The organism is Chitinophaga eiseniae (assembly GCF_012641265.1).
GTDB classification, from domain to species: Bacteria; Bacteroidota; Bacteroidia; order Chitinophagales; family Chitinophagaceae; genus Chitinophaga; species Chitinophaga eiseniae_A.
The window spans coordinates 1,771,350-1,789,058 of the sequence record NZ_JABAHZ010000001.1 but is presented as its reverse complement, the minus strand read 5'-3'; the positions used below and the strand labels follow the sequence as shown (position 1 = coordinate 1,789,058).

General features: G+C 48.1%; 16 protein-coding genes. 9 read left to right on the top strand and 7 right to left on the bottom strand.

Features of this window, described 5'->3' with window-relative positions; genetic code table 11:
* Positions 1–171: 171 nt before the first annotated feature.
* Complete coding sequence (locus HGH91_RS06880) at positions 172–1,041, top strand: glycerophosphodiester phosphodiesterase family protein (protein ID WP_168737681.1); 870 nt, start codon at positions 172–174, stop codon at positions 1,039–1,041.
* Here HGH91_RS06880 and HGH91_RS06875 read toward each other — a convergent pair.
* Positions 1,038–1,625: an outer membrane beta-barrel protein gene (locus tag HGH91_RS06875; protein WP_317166810.1), complete on the bottom strand. Its 588-nt coding sequence runs from the start codon at positions 1,623–1,625 to the stop codon at positions 1,038–1,040. The two genes, HGH91_RS06880 and HGH91_RS06875, sit on opposite strands and share 4 nt — an antisense overlap.
* Positions 1,626–1,926: 301 nt before the next feature.
* On the opposite strand from HGH91_RS06875, the gene HGH91_RS06870 reads away from it, so the two are divergent.
* From HGH91_RS06870 to HGH91_RS06860, 3 genes are all read left to right on the top strand, one after another.
* Positions 1,927–3,168, top strand: a complete 1,242-nt coding sequence (locus HGH91_RS06870; RefSeq protein ID WP_168737679.1) for a hypothetical protein — start codon at positions 1,927–1,929, stop codon at positions 3,166–3,168.
* Positions 3,169–3,227: 59 nt separating this feature from the next.
* Positions 3,228–3,788, top strand: coding sequence for a hypothetical protein (locus HGH91_RS06865; RefSeq protein WP_168737678.1), 561 nt, complete (start codon positions 3,228–3,230; stop codon positions 3,786–3,788).
* Between the two features lie 149 nt (positions 3,789–3,937).
* Positions 3,938–4,792 carry an ester cyclase gene (locus tag HGH91_RS06860; protein ID WP_211092213.1) on the top strand — a complete coding sequence of 285 codons (855 nt, stop codon included), beginning with the start codon at positions 3,938–3,940 and terminating at the stop codon, positions 4,790–4,792.
* On the opposite strand, the gene HGH91_RS06855 is transcribed toward HGH91_RS06860, so the two are convergent.
* Genes HGH91_RS06855 through HGH91_RS06840 form a run of 4 tightly spaced genes read right to left on the bottom strand, consistent with a single transcriptional unit; the run spans position 4,793 to position 11,543 of the window.
* Positions 4,793–6,247 carry an NAD(P)/FAD-dependent oxidoreductase gene (locus tag HGH91_RS06855; RefSeq protein ID WP_168737677.1) on the bottom strand — a complete coding sequence of 485 codons (1,455 nt, stop codon included), beginning with the start codon at positions 6,245–6,247 and terminating at the stop codon, positions 4,793–4,795. It abuts the gene before it with no gap.
* A 12-nt stretch (positions 6,248–6,259) separates the two neighbouring features.
* The gene (locus HGH91_RS06850) at positions 6,260–7,645 is read right to left on the bottom strand and encodes a radical SAM/SPASM domain-containing protein (protein WP_211092212.1); all 1,386 of its coding nucleotides are present in this window, start codon (positions 7,643–7,645) and stop codon (positions 6,260–6,262) included.
* Entirely contained in the window at positions 7,642–10,017 is a 2,376-nt protein-coding gene (locus tag HGH91_RS06845) for a hypothetical protein (protein ID WP_211092211.1), read from the bottom strand. The genes HGH91_RS06850 and HGH91_RS06845 overlap by 4 nt, the downstream gene beginning before the upstream one ends.
* 23 nt (positions 10,018–10,040) lie before the next feature.
* Entirely contained in the window at positions 10,041–11,543 is a 1,503-nt protein-coding gene (locus HGH91_RS06840; protein WP_168737676.1) for a ferritin-like domain-containing protein, read from the bottom strand.
* 300 nt (positions 11,544–11,843) lie between these two features.
* On the opposite strand from HGH91_RS06840, the gene HGH91_RS06835 reads away from it, so the two are divergent.
* Positions 11,844–12,770 (top strand): hypothetical protein, encoded by a 927-nt coding sequence (locus HGH91_RS06835; RefSeq protein WP_168737675.1) that lies wholly within the window; start codon positions 11,844–11,846, stop codon positions 12,768–12,770.
* Between the two features lie 9 nt (positions 12,771–12,779).
* On the opposite strand, the gene HGH91_RS06830 is transcribed toward HGH91_RS06835, so the two are convergent.
* Both HGH91_RS06830 and HGH91_RS06825 read right to left on the bottom strand, forming a co-directional pair.
* Positions 12,780–13,250 (bottom strand): hypothetical protein, encoded by a 471-nt coding sequence (locus tag HGH91_RS06830; RefSeq protein WP_168737674.1) that lies wholly within the window; start codon positions 13,248–13,250, stop codon positions 12,780–12,782.
* A 242-nt stretch (positions 13,251–13,492) separates the two neighbouring features.
* Positions 13,493–14,143, bottom strand: coding sequence for a Crp/Fnr family transcriptional regulator (locus HGH91_RS06825; protein ID WP_168737673.1), 651 nt, complete (start codon positions 14,141–14,143; stop codon positions 13,493–13,495).
* 81 nt (positions 14,144–14,224) lie between these two features.
* On the opposite strand from HGH91_RS06825, the gene HGH91_RS06820 reads away from it, so the two are divergent.
* The 4 genes from HGH91_RS06820 to HGH91_RS06805 all read left to right on the top strand — a co-directional run bounded on the left by HGH91_RS06820 (position 14,225) and on the right by HGH91_RS06805 (position 17,559).
* On the top strand, positions 14,225–14,920 hold the full coding sequence (locus HGH91_RS06820; RefSeq protein ID WP_168737672.1) for an HAD family hydrolase: 696 nt from the start codon (positions 14,225–14,227) through the stop codon (positions 14,918–14,920).
* On the top strand, positions 14,917–15,540 hold the full coding sequence (locus HGH91_RS06815) for a chloramphenicol acetyltransferase (RefSeq protein WP_168737671.1): 624 nt from the start codon (positions 14,917–14,919) through the stop codon (positions 15,538–15,540). Before HGH91_RS06820 ends, HGH91_RS06815 begins: the two co-directional genes overlap by 4 nt.
* 147 nt (positions 15,541–15,687) lie before the next feature.
* Positions 15,688–16,281 carry an RNA polymerase sigma factor gene (locus HGH91_RS06810; protein WP_168737670.1) on the top strand — a complete coding sequence of 198 codons (594 nt, stop codon included), beginning with the start codon at positions 15,688–15,690 and terminating at the stop codon, positions 16,279–16,281.
* A 90-nt stretch (positions 16,282–16,371) separates the two neighbouring features.
* Positions 16,372–17,559, top strand: a complete 1,188-nt coding sequence (locus HGH91_RS06805) for a FecR family protein (RefSeq protein ID WP_168737669.1) — start codon at positions 16,372–16,374, stop codon at positions 17,557–17,559.
* Positions 17,560–17,709: the final 150 nt, after the last annotated feature.

Sequence of the window (17,709 nt, the reverse complement as noted above, 5' to 3'; positions counted from 1 at the left end):
AATTAACATATTAATATTTTACAAAAGTGATGAAAAATAAAAGATCCTTATTTAATATGCTATTTTTAAACATTTAAAAGCTATTGTAATATGGAGGGGTCATTTTTTAAATCACCTGACAACTTCCATTTTAAGGTAGCCTATACCACCGTATAAAATAAACAACGGCAGATGAAATACTTATTGTTACTATTCGTATGCAGCGTTTCTTTGCAACTCCAGGCGCAACAAACAAGACCAGTTGATGCTATATTGGATGAATTCTATCATCACCCGGAACACATTATGGTGGCTGCTCACCGGGCCGCTCATACCAAATACCCGGAAAACTCGCTGGCAGCAATCAGGGAGGCAATCGCACAAGGTATCGACATCGCGGAAATCGATGTGCATGCTACGAAGGATAAAGTACTGGTGATTATGCACGATGATAATATTACCCGCGCCACTGGTAAAAAAGGGAAGATCGCAGATTATACTTACCAGGAATTACTGCAATTCCCGCTGTTGTTTAACGGACAACCCACTACCGAAAAAATCCCCACCTTTGAAGAAGTACTGCAGCTCACGAAAGGCAAGATCATGGTGGATATCGACTTTAAGGAAGACAGCGTCGAGTTTGCGAAACAAACCATTGCCATGGTGGCTGCCCACCAGATGGAAGATCAGGTGCTGTTCTTCATCTATGAGCCGCCATTTGCCACACAGCTGCGCAGTTTCAACGCCCGCCTGCCCATTATGCCCCGGGCGCACAATATCACTGAAATAAACGATATCGGGCGTATGGCTACCCAACTGGGAAAGTTTCCAGTCATCCATATCGATGATTCTTTCTACGCAGATACGCTGGTACAGCGAATAACCAGCCAGGGCACCCGCATCTGGATCAATTCCCTGGGGAAATACGACAAGATGGAGGGAAAGCAGGCTAACAGCGGCTTTGATCAGCTGCGTAAAGACGCCCGCTTTGCCAATGTGCTTCAGACAGATTACCCGGAAAGATTAGTGGCCTACCTGCGTCAGCAGGGGCTGCATCGTTAATGGATGCGCGATCTTTCATCTTCGTTACCGGTACTGCCGGCGGTAACTTTGTGTTCGCTGCTGCCAAATTTATAACTGACGCTGAGCAACAGGAACCTGTTTAGCTGGAAGTTGGTGAACTGCTGCGGAATACCGTTAATGGTAGATCGCATGGCTACGGCACTGCTGCGGAAAAGATCGTTCATCGTCAGCGCCAGGTCTAACTGTTTTTTCAACAGCGAGGCCCGTACACCCAGGTCCAGTTTATAATAGGCATTTGTTTTACCAATATGGTCTATTTCCGGGAACTGATACCAAAAATTCACGGCAGCAGCAAAGGTTTTGTCTTTGTTTAAGTAAATGTTGTTGCTGGTCGACAGGTAAGCACTGAATGCACTAATGCTGCTGATCGTAGGCAACAGCGAGTGCGCATCGGTATGATAGAGCGTTACCTGGTTGTTGTTATCCCACCAGGAAAGCGGCGATAGCGCAATGCTCTCTGTGATACCAACGCGATGGGTACGGATAAAGTTTAACGGTATCGTATATACGAGATTGGTATCTGCACTGGCCATGGTTACATTATTGAAACCATTGTTGGTGATATCCTTAGCACATAAACGGTTTTGATTGATTTAAATACTCTGTATTTATATCTTAACGGTGTTCAAGTTTCAAGGCTCCCGTAATTTACCGGATGATCTTTAAGATTAGTATCTCTTTATTAGAAAATCTAGTCTTTATATATTAATTTATATAAATATATTTATTATATATGCGTTGGTGTATTATTGATTCCTTTAATTTAGCGCCAAGTTTGTCACCCGTGTATTGGCCCTATTAAGTTTGTTATGTATTTGTACGTCGGATTATCTAAACTCCAATAACGACCCTAAATTTTTCTCCATGAAAAGAAAAGTAATCCCAGCAATACTATTAGGTATTGTATTACTAATTGCCTCCTGTCTGAAACACAATGGTTCTGGATCGGACATCCCTGAAAAAGATCTTATTTCAGAAGCAAAGAATTATTACATTTTTGATGTCTCAATTACCGAGGCTAAGGGAGCAGCTATGACGGGTAGCAGACATCACTACATTCAGAAAGCACCGGATTGGGGCCATGCTACTGTAGAAAAACTCAATTCCATAAACACAGTAGTTGTTCCAATTAGCTATTTAGATACTGCACTCACGGTAAAAACGATCAATGCTGATAGTAAAAATCCATTAGGTAAACTTTCCTACCTTTTGGTATACCGGGATCCCAAAAGAAATAATCAACTGACATCCGAGGTCATGTATACGATACCGGATGCTTTGAGTAAACCTAATAGTTTCAGTGGGACATCAATTATCGAACAGTGGGATGGTACAATACTAAGAGGTTACCGGCATTCTAATGGGAAAGTAACGCCCATGTCCATTGAGATAGGCGAAAAGTCATCTCTTGCCAAAATGACTACTGTTTGTGAAACGACAGATTGGTACGTCTGTGTTACAGTCGGAAACTCCCAGGAATACTGCGATTACCGGAACACCACTACACACTGTATTCAAATTGATGATGGCAATGGTGTTCCTTCCTCCGGTGATCCGGGAGGAGGAATGCCTTCAACAGGTAGTGGTAGAATAGGACCGGATGGGTCAGTAATTCCGGGAACTGGCGGTACGGGTGACAGACCTGTAAGGGTACCAGCAGAGCCTGTTGGACCAATGGATATCTGTCCGCAGTCATTTAACTTTACAAAAGCCGTGGCATTGGATGAAAAAGGTTTTGGAGGGTGGCAAATTGCTGCTGTGGCAGGATTACATATGACTTTGCTAGATACCAGAGGTGAAGCAATGTTAATTTCGCCTGGTCCGATTATTTATTTGGGGCTTCCGATTGTAAGAAAAAATGGAGAATTTTATTCAAAGGAACGCGCTGCGGAAATTGCTCACGACATTGATGGAAAGGCAATACAGGCGCTTATGGATTATTATCATAGTGGTGTGCCTGTAGATTTTGAGGGGTTGAATGCTCAATACAGAAAGGCTTTGAATACAGAAGCAGAAAAGTATGGGGGGAGAGCAACCTTAACTCCGGGCATAGGGGGCTTACCGACAATGACACCTACTGTTGCAAAATATTACGGTTGTAAGTAATAATGAAAAGGGCAGTAATTCAGCTGCCCTTTTAGTTTTCTTATCATATTTGCAGTATTATGTCGAAATTTCAAATAGTATTATTATCACTACTGCTTTATTTTATGACAGGTCACGCGCAAATTACCTCCCAGGGATTTGATTCCATAAAATTAAATAGAAATATTTATGAATATATGGATGTCACTCCATTTCAAAAATTCCAGGACCAGAATTTATTTAGTGTGGAGACTCCTGATGAATTTTATAATATAGGCCTTCCTGTTAGTAAAGACACTGTACTTGATATTAAGTACATTTTTGCTCAAACTGACGCGGACGGCCAGATTAAACGACTGACGTTGTTTATTGATGATAGTAAGAATAATGCACTGGAATTACTAAAACAGATATTTGGCAATGAACACACTACTGCCCAATCTTCATTGGGAAAAGCTTATGGTAACATTTTCTATGGCTGGGTTACTCCTGATAAAACAGTTATTATAATGGCGAAAACGGATAAGATCAATAAGAATTTTGGTATTCCAGTTACATCTATTGCCATTACAAAACAATCTGACTTACTGAAAATTGCAGGAAATAATATTCATTTAAAACTTCCTGAATTATTATTCTAATATGATAATGTCCGGGTAAAACATGAGTTTAAGTTATAGCGGATGAAAGGGAGATGCTTGATAAAAAAAATAAGCGCCGTTTACCGAAATCAATGATTTTTTACAATTCCCCGCCTGGCGGGAAAGGTACTTTTGTGAAAACAAATCGCATGATACCAGTACCAGCCAGGATATACCTGTTGTCAGCATGCTTGCTGTTCTCAGGTATTTCCAATGCGCAAACCATTCGTAAAAAACATTTCACAAAACAGGTAAACACGACTATGATGGAAACAAATAAACAAGTGATCAGGGAATTGTATGAAAAAGCATTGAATCAACAACAGATGCAGTTGTTACCCAGCTATATCTCTGATGATTATACCGGCCTGCAGGGTGGAAAGGGCGCGGCCGCATTTCAGACACCTCTTGCGGCACTGCTGACAGCTTTCCCGGATATACATTACCAGCTGGAAGATTTGCTGGCAGAGGGTGATAAGGTAATGGTCCGTTGGAAATGGACTGGTACGCACACGGGCGCTTACCTGCACCTGGCGCCCACCGGTAAAGTGGTTACCAACGACGGCATGGCTATTTACCAGTTGCGTAACGGCAAAGTCAACCATGTAGAAGTATTAACAGATCGCCTGGGTTTCCTGCAGGCATTGCAGGTATTGCCGCCTGTACTACCGCCACGGCAGCATCCGCAACAGGTGGCATTCATCGATAAATTTTTGGTGCCGCCTGCAGCGATTGCCGCCTTCCGGGAAAGGACCGGTATCAACCGGCGCATGATTAAAACCCTGCCCGGATTTATCAGCGATGCGGCTTATGAATATACCGACGACAAGGGCAATTTGATTTGCGTAACGGTGGCACAATGGGAGAGCCGCGACGCATTGGCACAGGCGAAAACCAGTGTACAGGCCAGTTACCAGGCTACGGGGTTTAACATGGCCGCTTTCTTACAGGAAACAGGTATTGTGGCCGATCGCGGTGTGTATATGGGAATGAATCCACAGTAATCACTGCGGGCACAGTATCTCTTTATCCCACAGGAACACCGCCATTTTAGCGGCCAGCGGAAAAGGGACCTGTTTACTCCAGGTGGTTACCAGCATACCAAAGGACGACATGGCCGGTACCATCAGTAACAGTGGGTAAATTTCCACCGCATCAAGGAAGGCAATATCTCTTTGCAGGTTGGGGTGACGGATAGCGGTTTTCAATTGCAGGCAATCATCCACCACACACGACGTGGTAACATATTTTATGGCCGGGGAGAGCTGAATGCTTCCCGGCCATAATTTTAGCAGGCTTGGAGATTGGTTGTTTCCTTCCGCCGGGGGCGGCAGTGGAGGAGCGGTTTGTTGCAGGGCGTGTAACAGTTGTAGCGAAAAAGGCGTTTCTGTAATTTTTTCAGAGAGATAGGGAATGGACCGGTCTTTCCAGAAAGCATGCATGGCGCCGGGCCAGCCTTTCGCATAATACTGCCGTGTCCATTGGGTATGATGTACTACAGATTCCAGTAGCTTTTCCTCGTAAAATTGTTGTGCCAGGACAGCGTCGCCGCCCTTCAGTACTGTGTTGACGGCAATGGCTGCCTGCAATGAGAAACGCATGGCTTTTTCTACGCCGGTAGACGACAACGGGTCTATCGCGAAAGCGGCCTCGCCCAATTGTAACCATTCGTTTCGCCAGGGCTGTATATGCGCATAAGCAGTAACGGGGCAGGATTGCAGGCGTTCCGGTAATGTGGGTGCCTGGAATAATTTTGTTTCGCGAAGTAGTTGTTCATACACCATCGCCGCCGGCTGTTGTTGCAGGCTGTCCGGATCTACGAACGCCATTACCCGGTACTGATTGTCTCCGGTAGGCGCGCCCCATAACCAACCCTGGGCAATGGCTTCCACGCAGGTAGCAGCCGGCATTTGACCGGCATCGACATGTGACCATAACGCTACCATGGGCGGCGCCGTTATTAATTTTTCAGATTGGGTAATACCTTGTCTGCCCCGGGCATCGAGCACAAACCGGCTGTGTAATGTTATGCGGCATTCGGGGAGGCGGACTTGTACTTCCCAATGCTGCGTATGGCGAGTACATCTTTCATAGCGCACCGGTTGGAACAGGTGGAGGCCACGCGCCACGGCCAGTTCCAGCAGGTCTTTGTCCAACAGGCCCCGGTTTACCATCATGCCATGGCCCCGGAGCTGTGGGGTTAGTTGAAAGGGAGTGGTGGATTCCCAGATGACCTGGGCCGGCAAACGGTGCTGGCAATGTGGTTGCTGCAAGAGGGCCGTAGCATCGAGGTAGTCGAAAAGGTTGTGAATACCGGGTGATAGTGATTCCCCGATCTGGTGACGGGGGAAGGCGGCGCTCTCGGTCATGGCTACACGATATCCCAGCGCCAGCAGCCGCAGTGCGGCACAGGTACCCGCCGGTCCGGCGCCCAGGATGAGTATATCGAAGGTATCCATTTGTTGCGCTGTTTACATAAACCAATCCGGGGCGAGGCGACTCAGGCGTTCATGTGCCTGCAGCGTGTAATGTAGCCACCCACGGATATAATCGCATGCATGCCGGCCTTTTTCCAGTACCTCATGGTGGCAGCCGCCTCCACACAGATACTGTGCCCAGCAGCTGCTGCAGGGCGTTTGCTGGTGTACATGACGCGATGCCAGCCAGTTGTTTTGCAGGGTGCTATCCACGCCATCGTAAATATTTCCCATGCTGCCGGCAGGTTCATTCACGAAGCGGTGGCAGGCAAATAATCCGCCATCGGCAGATACGCCCATATAGCCTGCGCCCGCACCACAGGGGTATGGGCGGTGTGTATTTTTGCCGATTTCCTTCAGCGCATTGATCATGTTGAGAAAGGGGAACCGTTTGCCTTGCAGCACATGTTGTTCAAACAGGAGCCCACAGGCAATCATGCCTTCCAGCATCGTTTTCAGGTCTTGCTTAGTCATTTCATCGCGACCATTAGCCGCGCGCAGCAGGGGAGAGAAGCCTACACTGTGAAAGCCCATATTGACAAATTCCAGCAAGGTTTCACCCAGGTCGTTTTGTCCCGGCGTTACCGTTACCCGGGCCGATACCTGCATCTGCTGCTGGGTACGGAGTAAGGGCTGTATTTTTTCAATGATATGCTGATAGGTACCGGCGCCGCTTTTAAAGGGACGTTGCCGGTCGTGCTGGGCGCCAATGCCATCGAGGCTCACCGTTACCGCAAAGCCGTAGGTTTCAAAGAAGGTGGCATCATCTGGTTTCAGCAAAGTACCGTTGGTGGTAATAGAAAAATGAACCGGTATATTTTTGCGGGCGCCTGCTTCCGCCGCATAGATAGTGGCCTCCCGTAGTGCGGGGCGGTTAATGAGCGGTTCGCCTCCCAGGAAGGTTACCTGCACTTTCCGGCCGGGTTCGGCATTATCCAGCAGGAGGTCGATCGACTTTTTAGCGGTATCCAGCTGCATGTTTTTAGCGGGGCCGCCAAAGTCGCCCTGGTCGGCGTAACAGTAGGTACAACCCATGTTACATTTCTGCGCAATGGCCAGCGACAGGGCGTGTACGGGAGGGTCCTGCAAAGGAGTATCGTCGATCGCCGGTGGTGTGTGGAGCCCCATGGCTACCAGTTCCCGATGGATGGCGGTTTCGTCTCCCTGCTGTATGAGCTGCTGGAGGTGCGCTGCCGTTGTATCGGCAATCTTATAATAGCGGCTGCCATTGCTCACAAAGAGCCGGGTGTGATCCGCGCCGGGGACCAGGTGTATTTGAGAAGAGCCAGGCAAAGATTGCCTGGCTACTTCTGATGCCAGTCGGCTGGCCATGAGGTGGATGGACTGTCTGGCTATGTCTGAGGGAAAAGAAGGTGTCATGATTTATTTTTGCTGTTATCGGGGGACGTACTTTTCGCTGTCTTTTTGGGCTGGCTGGGCTCCTCCACGAAGTCCATTTTCCCGTCCCATTCCGGAAAGCGATCATCAGATCCGCCGGCTACTTGTTTACCGCTGCTGAGGGCATCGCGACCGTTGATAATGAAGTTCAGCTCTCCTTCCCAGTTTTGAAACAGGTCGTTGTAGGAAAACAGCCTGGTGTCTACGCGGTTATCGGGTACATATTCCCCTGTACGTCTTTTTGCCAGCCACATATCGCCTTTACTGAGCCCGTTTTCGCCCGGTTCTACGTTTACATAGTCGGGGCGGGTAGCGGCCCAATAGTAGCAGGCGCATTCCCGGTAGTCGTTTTGCCAGGGAGCGCAAAGGCCCTGTGTGAGCTCTCCGGGGCGCAGTATCTGCGTGGATATAGACGCATCGTTGGCGTTAAAGATTTCACGCACAGTGAATGTAAGCGCAGGGAATGCGTCGGTTTTCAGTTGATCTGCTGTTACCAATACAGGCAGCGTGGCTGTTCCTGGGGTAAATTGCAGCGTTACGGTATCGCCGCCTTTGATGTTCAGGGAAGCGATGAAGTTCGACCACTCCATAAAAGCCGCGCCATTAGGGTTGTCCTGGGTACGCAGTGCTACATTATCGCCTCCTGGGAAAACGGGGCCTTCTCCGGCCACCATGGTAGGTTTGCCGTTGATGCCTACAATCCGGCGTCCGGCCAGGTTGTTACTGGTGGTGTCTTCCAATACGTAGTTATCATTTTCACTGATGGTAATGCCAATGAAAATATGTCGCCATAGATTCCTGAAGTCAGACTCCAGGCCGGGGAAGCAGTTTGAGATAGCGGCCCTCGACAGTACACTGTAAGGGTTGCCCTGCCCCCGGTAATGGAGCTGCGCGTCGAGATCCGACGCTTTGATGGAATCGGACGGATATATTTTTGTCGTACTGGCGTCGGCGTTGTCCCGGAACATGGCAGAAGCGGCGGCTTGTATCACCGTGTTGATCATGCGATAGGTGAGGGTAAGACCGCGTCCATCGGCGCCGCGCATCAGGCCTGGCATTTTACGGCGTTCTTTGTCGGAGAGGTCGCCTATTTTATCCGGCCGCCGCAGGGCATCTGCAAACCAGGCGGCCATGCCGGTGCTGAGGCCATTAAATACTCTTTCATGCAGGGTACGCAGGGCCAGGTTATCTACAATAGAACCGGCCATAATAGGTTCGTACAGCCGGCCAAAATCGTTGGTATCCTGCCGTACCATGGTGCTGGCTACGTTCCACCGGCCATTGATAGGATTCCCGTTCATCACGGTGGTATTCATCAGCGTGATGGACTCAAAGGCGCGGCGTACAATCTCTTCAGCTTCTTCAATACCTACTTCGCCATCGCGATCGGTGCCATGGAGTATTTGTTCCAGTTCATCCGAAATGGCGCGGATAGGCAATATATCCGGTGCAAAGGCGGGTGGACCGGCGCAGATATGCGCGGAGGCGGTCAATGCAGGTTGACTGCCCGTACCAATGTTAATGATCACGGTGCCGTCGCATTCATCGTCGATATAGCCCCAGCTATGCTGATTGCCGTCGGTGTCGGAATAGCCGGCGAAGATCTGGGCAGGCATCGTGTAGGTGGGGTTGAAGTTGGGCGATTCACTGTATTTGGCCCAGGGCTTGGTAGGATCGTATATGACGTACGCATCGCTTTTGATGTTGGGATCATGCGTAGCCGCCTGCCCAGCGGTTTTGATGCTGTTGCGGGAACAACCGTATACGGCGCCTGGTCCGGGTGTATAGCGTAGCCGGATGCCCGGGAAATCCTTATTGGGCCTGATGAATTGCACAAATCCCAGCGGCAGTTTTCTCCCTGTGATGAAATTATCGCAGGATGCCAGTACCGCCTGCGGCGCAAAATTGCCCTTTTCAATCACCACATTGGCGGTGATGTTATCCGCTGGCTGGCCGGTTCTGCGCATAATTTTCGAATTACCCAGGGAGATGACCCAGGAGATATCCGTGAGCTGATAACCGGCTTTGGTAAGCAGATCTGTGGTGAGTGGTACCAGGGTACCGGGATTATCTTCCGTGATAGCAAATATTTCCAGGAAAGGTGCTACCGGGCGGATGGTGCCTTTGGTATCCGTAGTACTGGTGGCATCTTTAAATATTACTTCTTCCGGCGTATCAACGCTTAGTTCGTGTGTGGCGGGGTCCACATAAAAGGTAGGCTGGGGAACGATTTTACGAAACCCCAGCGGCTGGTCGACGGGGATTTCCAGATCGTAAGCGGCCACCGGTACAGTGGAAGATCCGAGTCTCGCTACGGCAAATGGGGGTAGTATACGTATTTCAGTAATTTTCATAGCAATAGTTTTAAGCGGTGATGTTAAGCAGGTACGGCTACCATATCGCGGATAATCTGCAACAGTTTGCTATCAGCTTCCTGTAGGGCATACAGGTAGCGGTGATGCTGTGCTGCCGTAGTTTCCAGCAGGGTGTTGATCATCGTGGCAGATGCCTGTAACAGGTCGGCATGTACGCGCCACCTGTTGTGTTCACCTGCTGGCAACGACAATGTGTAAGGCGTGAGGAAGGGTGGGCCCGCTGTTTTATCGCCTGTACCTACCGTCAGCGGCATCTGTACCATGGCTGTGGCAATGCTGCGCAGGTTATACATCTCTCCGAAAGTGGAGTTGATGATCAGGCCCCGTGGGGTCATGGCGCCGGCGCTGTTTAATCCATCTTCCAGCACAAAGCTATGCGTGAGGAAATTGAGCAGTAGCCGGTAGCGGAGGTTAAAGAGATGTCCCCAGTTTTGTGCATCGGGGTTGGTGATCTTGTCTCTTTCCTCGTCGGCGGTTTGTCCTTCGGAAGGATCGCTGCTGCCGTCTTCCACGTCTTCGGGAATGTAGGGGTTTACCGCTACGTTCCTGGCGGGGGCCCAGCTGCTGCCCGCTTCTTTCACTACGGCGCTCATCTGCTTGTATATGCTGAGAAACCGCTCGAAATGGGAGGGGTCGGTGCTGGCGCCGGTATTGTCTTCTCCCTGTTCTGCAATGGCATTAAGGGCGTTGAAGGCATCATCTCTGCTGGCCAGCGGCATTACCAGTACATCCGGGCTACCCGGAGGGCTTCCATGCTTGGCGTTACCCCGTTGTCCGCCGGTATAACCCCGGCCCCATTCATCAAATTTGGCCTGGTAGGGGTAGGTGTCTGCCTGGAATATTTCATCGCTAATCACCTTGGGGTCCTGTATCAGGTGCAGGAGCACGTGAAATAAAGCGCCTACGGTGTTGGCTTTGGGTACTTCGGCGGCTACCCGGTCTTTAATTTCCTTAGCCAGCGGATCATCGCTGTTAATGAAGTCTGCCGGTGCTTCTGCATATACATATTTCGCGAGCGAGTTCAGGGTAAGCGGTTCCAGCTTAAAGGGAAACGGGTAGAAGGGAGTATCCCAGGGATAGTCCTGCCGCTCAAAATGTAAAGGCGCACCGATCAGTTTCAGTACATTTTGTACCGATACAAAGTGTCCCATTTCCTCTTTGGCGATACCGAGGATCACTTCCTGCCAGGAGCTGATCTGATCCCGGTATTGATCCGGTACCTGTGGTCCGCCCAGGCTATAGGCGGCATACAGGTATTGCAACATCAGCCCATGCTCAATTTCCGCGTCGATGTGTAGCAGGAAGGTCACGTAATCTTTGCCATTAAATTCAGGTGGTACCAGTATCTGCTGCTGGTCTTCCTGTGCAAAGGATTCTGCGGTAAAAGTTTGGATTCCTTCCTTTCCGCCGATAAGGGCAGTTTGTCGCATGATTTCGGCCCGGCGATCTTCTATTTGCGCTCTTTTGAAGACGGGGCCAAGAAAGCGGAGGTAGTTACTTTGCATAACTGTGGCGAGTTTACATGGTTATTAGGAGTGGTGAAAAGATACGGACTGTGGCCGTACTTAGGATAAGTCAGGGTGTTTCATCGGAGTCATTTTGAGTGCGATAAAATAAGTTCATTTTTATGACGTGGCAAAATTATTTTCCGCTACCCGGGGAAAATCCCGGGTAGCGTTTTTTTAGTATCTTCATGGCGATATTAGTGATACCTATGGTGACTGGCTGTATAACCCTTTACCAGATAAGTTTACCCAACATCTTGTTATCCCTTTTTTTAAACATCCTACTTAAATTATTTACCTATGTTCCATTGGAAGAAGATTTTTTTCTTTTGTTTATTACTATTTGCTGGTACGAAGATGACCTTTGCCCAGGTTACCGGCAGTTTTTGGGTAAAGGGAGATCTCAATAAATATTACCCGGTTACCTTCGCTGATGGTGGCTGGAATAATAATGCGGCTGTAGAACTGGAGCTTGGTCGCTCCAGCGTTCACAACGACTCGTTATGGCGAGGGTCGCTCATCGCAAAATTCAGGTTCCATGTCACTGCCTGGGGAAATGGATCGGCATTCATTAATACCGATATGATGCAATTCGTGCCCACCACCGCCAGGTTTGTGGCCGGATGGACGGATGTTTCGCGGAACGGTGTTGGTGGTAGTATTCTTATCTGGTTACGCGGTAATACCTCCTACAACTATAAGTGTAATTATGCGTTTACCCCGGTTGTATATGATAACGTGCAACAGCCGCTTCCCTACCAGGAGCCAGGAGGACCAGCCCATACGTTTAAAACAGCGATAGACAGTACGGTTAACAGTTATGGCATTACTTATGGTAATGCCATGTATCTCACAGGCAATACAAACCATTACATCGCTGGTAACGTTGGCATCGGTACGCTCACGCCCGGCAGTTACAAACTGGCCGTAGAAGGAACGATTGGCGCCAGGAAAGTAAAAGTAACCCAAGCCTCCTGGGCGGACTTTGTATTTCAGCCGGATTATGCCCTACCATTACTGTCGGACGTAGAAGCGTTTATCAAAGAAAATAAGCATCTCCCAGACATTCCTGCCGCCAGGGAAGTAGAAAAAGAAGGACTGGACCTGGGAGAAATGAATAAGAAACTATTACAGAAGATCGAAGAGCTGACCCTGTACATTATCGACCTGAAGAAGGAGAATACGCGCCAGTGGCAGGAAATAGAACAGTTGAAGAAAAGTAAATAGCAGCAGTGGCTAATCCTTTATGTACTTTGAAAAGGATTTAACTACAATTTGTTTAAATTGATCACATTGATATACTGATATAACTGTTTTTTGAATATCGGTTCTATATGGTACTGAGGTATTTGTATAGGTAATACAAGGGCTTTTTTTCCAATTGTATCCATAGCCATCCAACATTCCGGTAAACTTCGTATTCCATGGACCATATTCTGTTTCCAGCATAGGCAAAATTGAACTGGTGTCTGTTAAAAGAAAATGGACACCAGCAATATTGTTATTGAGCACTGAAACACCCAGGTGATCAATACCAACTGGCAGCTGCTCCTGAACTAGAAGATAGTCTACTTTAAAAGGGAAAAAAACGATGCGAAGATCCAATTGGTTTTCGGTTTCTTTAATTGGAACAAATCCTTTATAATGGTCTATATTATCACCCAGATGATAAGTATTTATTGCTTTTATCAGATTACTATCAGTCATTTCTTGTGATTTAACATCCTGAATTAATATCAAGAGAAACACATTAGTAAGAAGACACCAGCTTTTACATTTCATACGATATTACTTAGGTATTACACTTGTATGTATATCCCTGTACTTTTAGTTCCCTACGAGCCGGAAGATCCAGCTCGTAGGGAAAAATAATGAAGTTTTACCTAAATTCAATATCAATTACCATTGGCAATTTTTTATCATAATCGGATCATTCATCCGATCCCTTTTTATGCTTCTTCAAATCGCTTGATCATCTGTTCCAGCTGCTCCTTACTCAAGTCAATATTCAACCCTTTTTTATCCAGGATATTTTTCTCTCTCAAATCTTTCAATGTCCTGTTAAAACTTCTGACAGAAATACCCAGGTAAGCGGCCATATCTTTTTTTGAAAAGAAAGTTTGCTGGCTGGCTTCCAGCGCCAGTAGCCGCAACAGGGCATATTCTACCGGGTACAACTGCTGGTAGGAAGTCCGGATACAGGTTTGATAGATACGGGCGGCCAATACTTTCAGCAGTAGTTCATTGAATTCCGGGTAACTGCGTAGCAGCGCCATAAACCGGTCGTGCGGAATAGCGAAAACCGTCACCGGGGTAATGGCGGTAATATTAGATAAACAGGCGCCCTTGTTAATAGCTTCCAGTTCCCCGGTAATTTCGCCAGGACCTAAGAATTCGAAAATATAGTCTTTCCCGTTATCTTCCGCAATATAACATTTGGTGATACCTTCCCGGATAATGTAAACCTGGGAGATGATGGAGCCCTGCCGGATCAGGTGGGCGCCGGCGGCAAATGATTTCAGCTGTATGGTGTTTCCTGCCTGCTTGTCCTCGAAAAGCTGTTCCACGAACTGCAGAAAAGCGGTGTTGGTTCGTAACATATCCTGGGAGTGAGACAAATGTCCCGTTTAATTCAGTGCCGGGGTTTATTTTTGCACCCGGTAAAACACAAAAATAATACAATGATGGATCATATTAAAGTCATCGCATTTGATGCCGATGATACCCTTTGGGTAAACGAACCTTATTTCCAGGAAGTAGAACAACAATTTTGTGGCCTGCTGGAAGATTACCTGCCCCGGCACACCGTATCGCAGGAGCTGTTTAAAACAGAGATGGCCAACTTGCCCCTGTATGGTTACGGGATTAAATCATTTATGCTTTGCATGATAGAAACGGTGCTGCGGGTGACGGAAAACACGGCTTCTCCCGCTATCCTGCACAAGGTGATTGAATACGGACAACAAATGTTAAACAAACCTATTGAAATGCTGGATGGGGTGGAAGACGTGCTGAAAGCGCTCTATGGTAAATACCGTTTGGTAGTGGCTACCAAAGGCGATCTGCTGGACCAGGAGCGTAAGCTGAAAAAATCGGGGCTGGCGCATTATTTCCATCATATCGAAATTATGAGCGACAAGAAAGAAAGCGACTACCAGAAATTGCTGAAGCACCTGGACTGTTCCCCGGAAAACTTTGTAATGATCGGTAACTCTCTCAAGTCGGATGTATTGCCGGTGCTGGGGCTCGGCGGCTATGCCGTGCATATTCCTTATCATACTACCTGGCAGCACGAGCATGTAGACGTTACCATTGAAGACCCGCATTTTTATCAATTTAATAGTATGGCAGACATACTGCCGCATTTAATATCATGAAACAATTACTGCCACTCGATACCTGGGTAAGAAAAGATCATTTTGAATTTTTCAGTCGCTTTGAAGAACCCTTTTTTGGGGTTTGTACGGAGATAGACTGTACCCGGGCCTATGAACAGGCCAAAGCCGGTGGACATTCCTTCTTCCTGTGGTACCTGCACCGTTCCCTGGCGGCCGCCAATGCAGTAGTGCCTTTCCGCTACCGTATCAGCGAGGGACAGGTATGGATATACGACCAGGTACATGCATCACCCACTATCAACAGGCCCGACGGCACCTTTGGCTTTGCCTATATGGATTATCATGCGGATTTCCATACGTTTGAAGCTGCCGGCCAGCAGGAAGCCAACCGCGTGAGAAACAGTACAGGACTGGTACCGGCCATATCCGGGGAAAATGTGATCCACTATTCATCTTTGCCGTGGATCAACTTTACCGCAGTTTCCCATGCCCGTAGTTTTTCTTTTAAAGACAGTTGCCCGAAGATCAGCTTTGGGAAAATGACGGACGTACATGGGCGGAAACGTATGCCGGTATCCGTGCATGTACACCACGCCCTGGCAGATGGTTATCATGTAGGCCAATACCTGGAGCTTTTCCAGGAAAAGATGAATGAATAAATTTCACGCAGAGGCGCAGAGGAGCAAAGATCTTCGCGCCTTTGCTCCTCTGCGTGAAACCACACCGCCCATAGAGTAGTTTTGTAAATTAACGCGGGTTGTATTATTTTCATGCATCACTACGTGTATGAATAACTGATACCGACCTTGATCCACGAAAATGAACAGGAATTATTGCTCTCCGTTGCCAGCGGAGATGAGCGGAGCTTCCAGGTTCTTGTCACAAAATACTGGCCACAGGTGTATGGTACGGCCCTGCGCCTGACCCGCTCTCCCGAGCAGGCAAAGGACCTGTCGCAGGATATCTTCATTAAATTATGGAATAACCGGGAGCGGCTTCCGGGGGTAGCCAATCCAGCCACTTTTATCTACGTATGCGCCCGTCACCTCATCATGGACCACCTGCGGAAAAAAGTGCTGCATACCGATAATATTGACCTGCTGGCCGATTACCTGACAGCCTCCCAGGCAGGTAACGCCCAGTCTTCCCTGGAATATAAGGAGCTGGAGCAGTCGCTGAGAAAGGCCATTGAACTTCTTCCTGAGAAGTTGAGAGAAGTATTTGTATTACATCGCTTCAGCGGGCTAAGCCATGCCCAGATATCCCGTAAACTGAATATATCCGTGGTCAGCTCCCAAACCTATGTAGTGAGGGCACTACGGAGTATCCGGGAGTACCTGAGCCATCATTCGGAGCAGGTGTTGATACTGCTGCTGGTGTTTTCCAACTTTTTTTCATGAAATTTTATTTTTACTGTCTTACACCTGACCTGTTTTCCGTCCTTATCATAGGAACGGGTATTGCTGATATCATTAAACCTACATCCGTATATGACCTTTGAAGCACTATTTCAAAAATATATGAGTGGTACGCTCAATGCAGAAGAGCTCCGGCAGTTTCGCACGATGGCGCGGCAGCCGGAGAACAAAGCGTTGCTGGACCAGCTGCTTCAACAGGCGTTTACCGATCCGGCGTATATAGAAAATGCCGATTACAACGCGGAAGAGATGGCCGCCGAAATTATGATGCAGACGCGTATGCAGGATGCTGCCATGAACGTGGTACATAAAGTACAAATACCGCTGATCTCCCGTTCCTGGTTTAAATATGCTGCTGCTGCCGCTATCTTTTTACTGCTGTTGGGCATTAGCTGGAAATGGCATACGCATCGCTACCGGGCAAATAAAATGATGGCGAGACTGGAACTGCCCACCCGCAAAGCGACGCATCCCATCCTGATCCTGGGCGATGGCTCGCGTATTTCGCTCGACAGCGCCGGCAACGGGACTATAGCTCAGCAAGGCGCCGCGCAGGTAGTGAAACTGGCCAACGGCGAACTGGCCTATCATCCATCAGGTGCTAAAGCAGGGGCGTTGATTTTTAATACCATGCAAACGCCCAATGGTTCCCAGTATCAGCTCACTTTGCCGGATGGCTCCCGGGTATGGCTCAATGCTGCTTCCTCTATCCGCTACCCGGCTACATTTGCGGATAGCAGCAGGAGAGTGGAGGTTACGGGAGAAGCCTATTTCGATATTGCCGCCGATGCCGGGAAACCTTTTATCGTGGCCGCCAAAGGCATGGATATACGGGTGTTGGGTACTGCTTTTAACGTGAAGGCCTATACGGAAGAGGAGGCGATTAAAACCACCCTGGTACAGGGCGCCGTAAAAGTAAATGATCAGGTGGTATTACACCCGGGTGAGCAGGCGGTGCTGCATCACAGTACCGGGCAACTACTGGTGAATAAACCCAATATGGAAGAAACGCTGGGTTGGAAAAATGGAGAGTTTTATTTCCGGGAAACCAATATCCGTAGCATTATGCAGGAAGTAGCCCGTTGGTATGATGTGGAGGTGAAATATGAAGGAGACCTGACCAACGTAACGCTGTCCGGTATTGTAGCCCGTACAGCTGGTATTACGCAGTTGTTGAAAGCACTGGAGCTAACCAAAATCGTACATTTTAAGATACAGGGAAGAACTATTACCGTGATGCCTTACCAGGCAGCCAATTAAATCATCTTTTTAAATGAATATGTCATGACCTGATTGCTGCACGGATACAATACGTATGCCTGCTGGAACCAGTTGCTGAGGGCCCTCGGCGCGGAACAGTATGTGCTGTGCGTAAGCATACCCTTCCACGTTTTATGATTGCTAACGTTT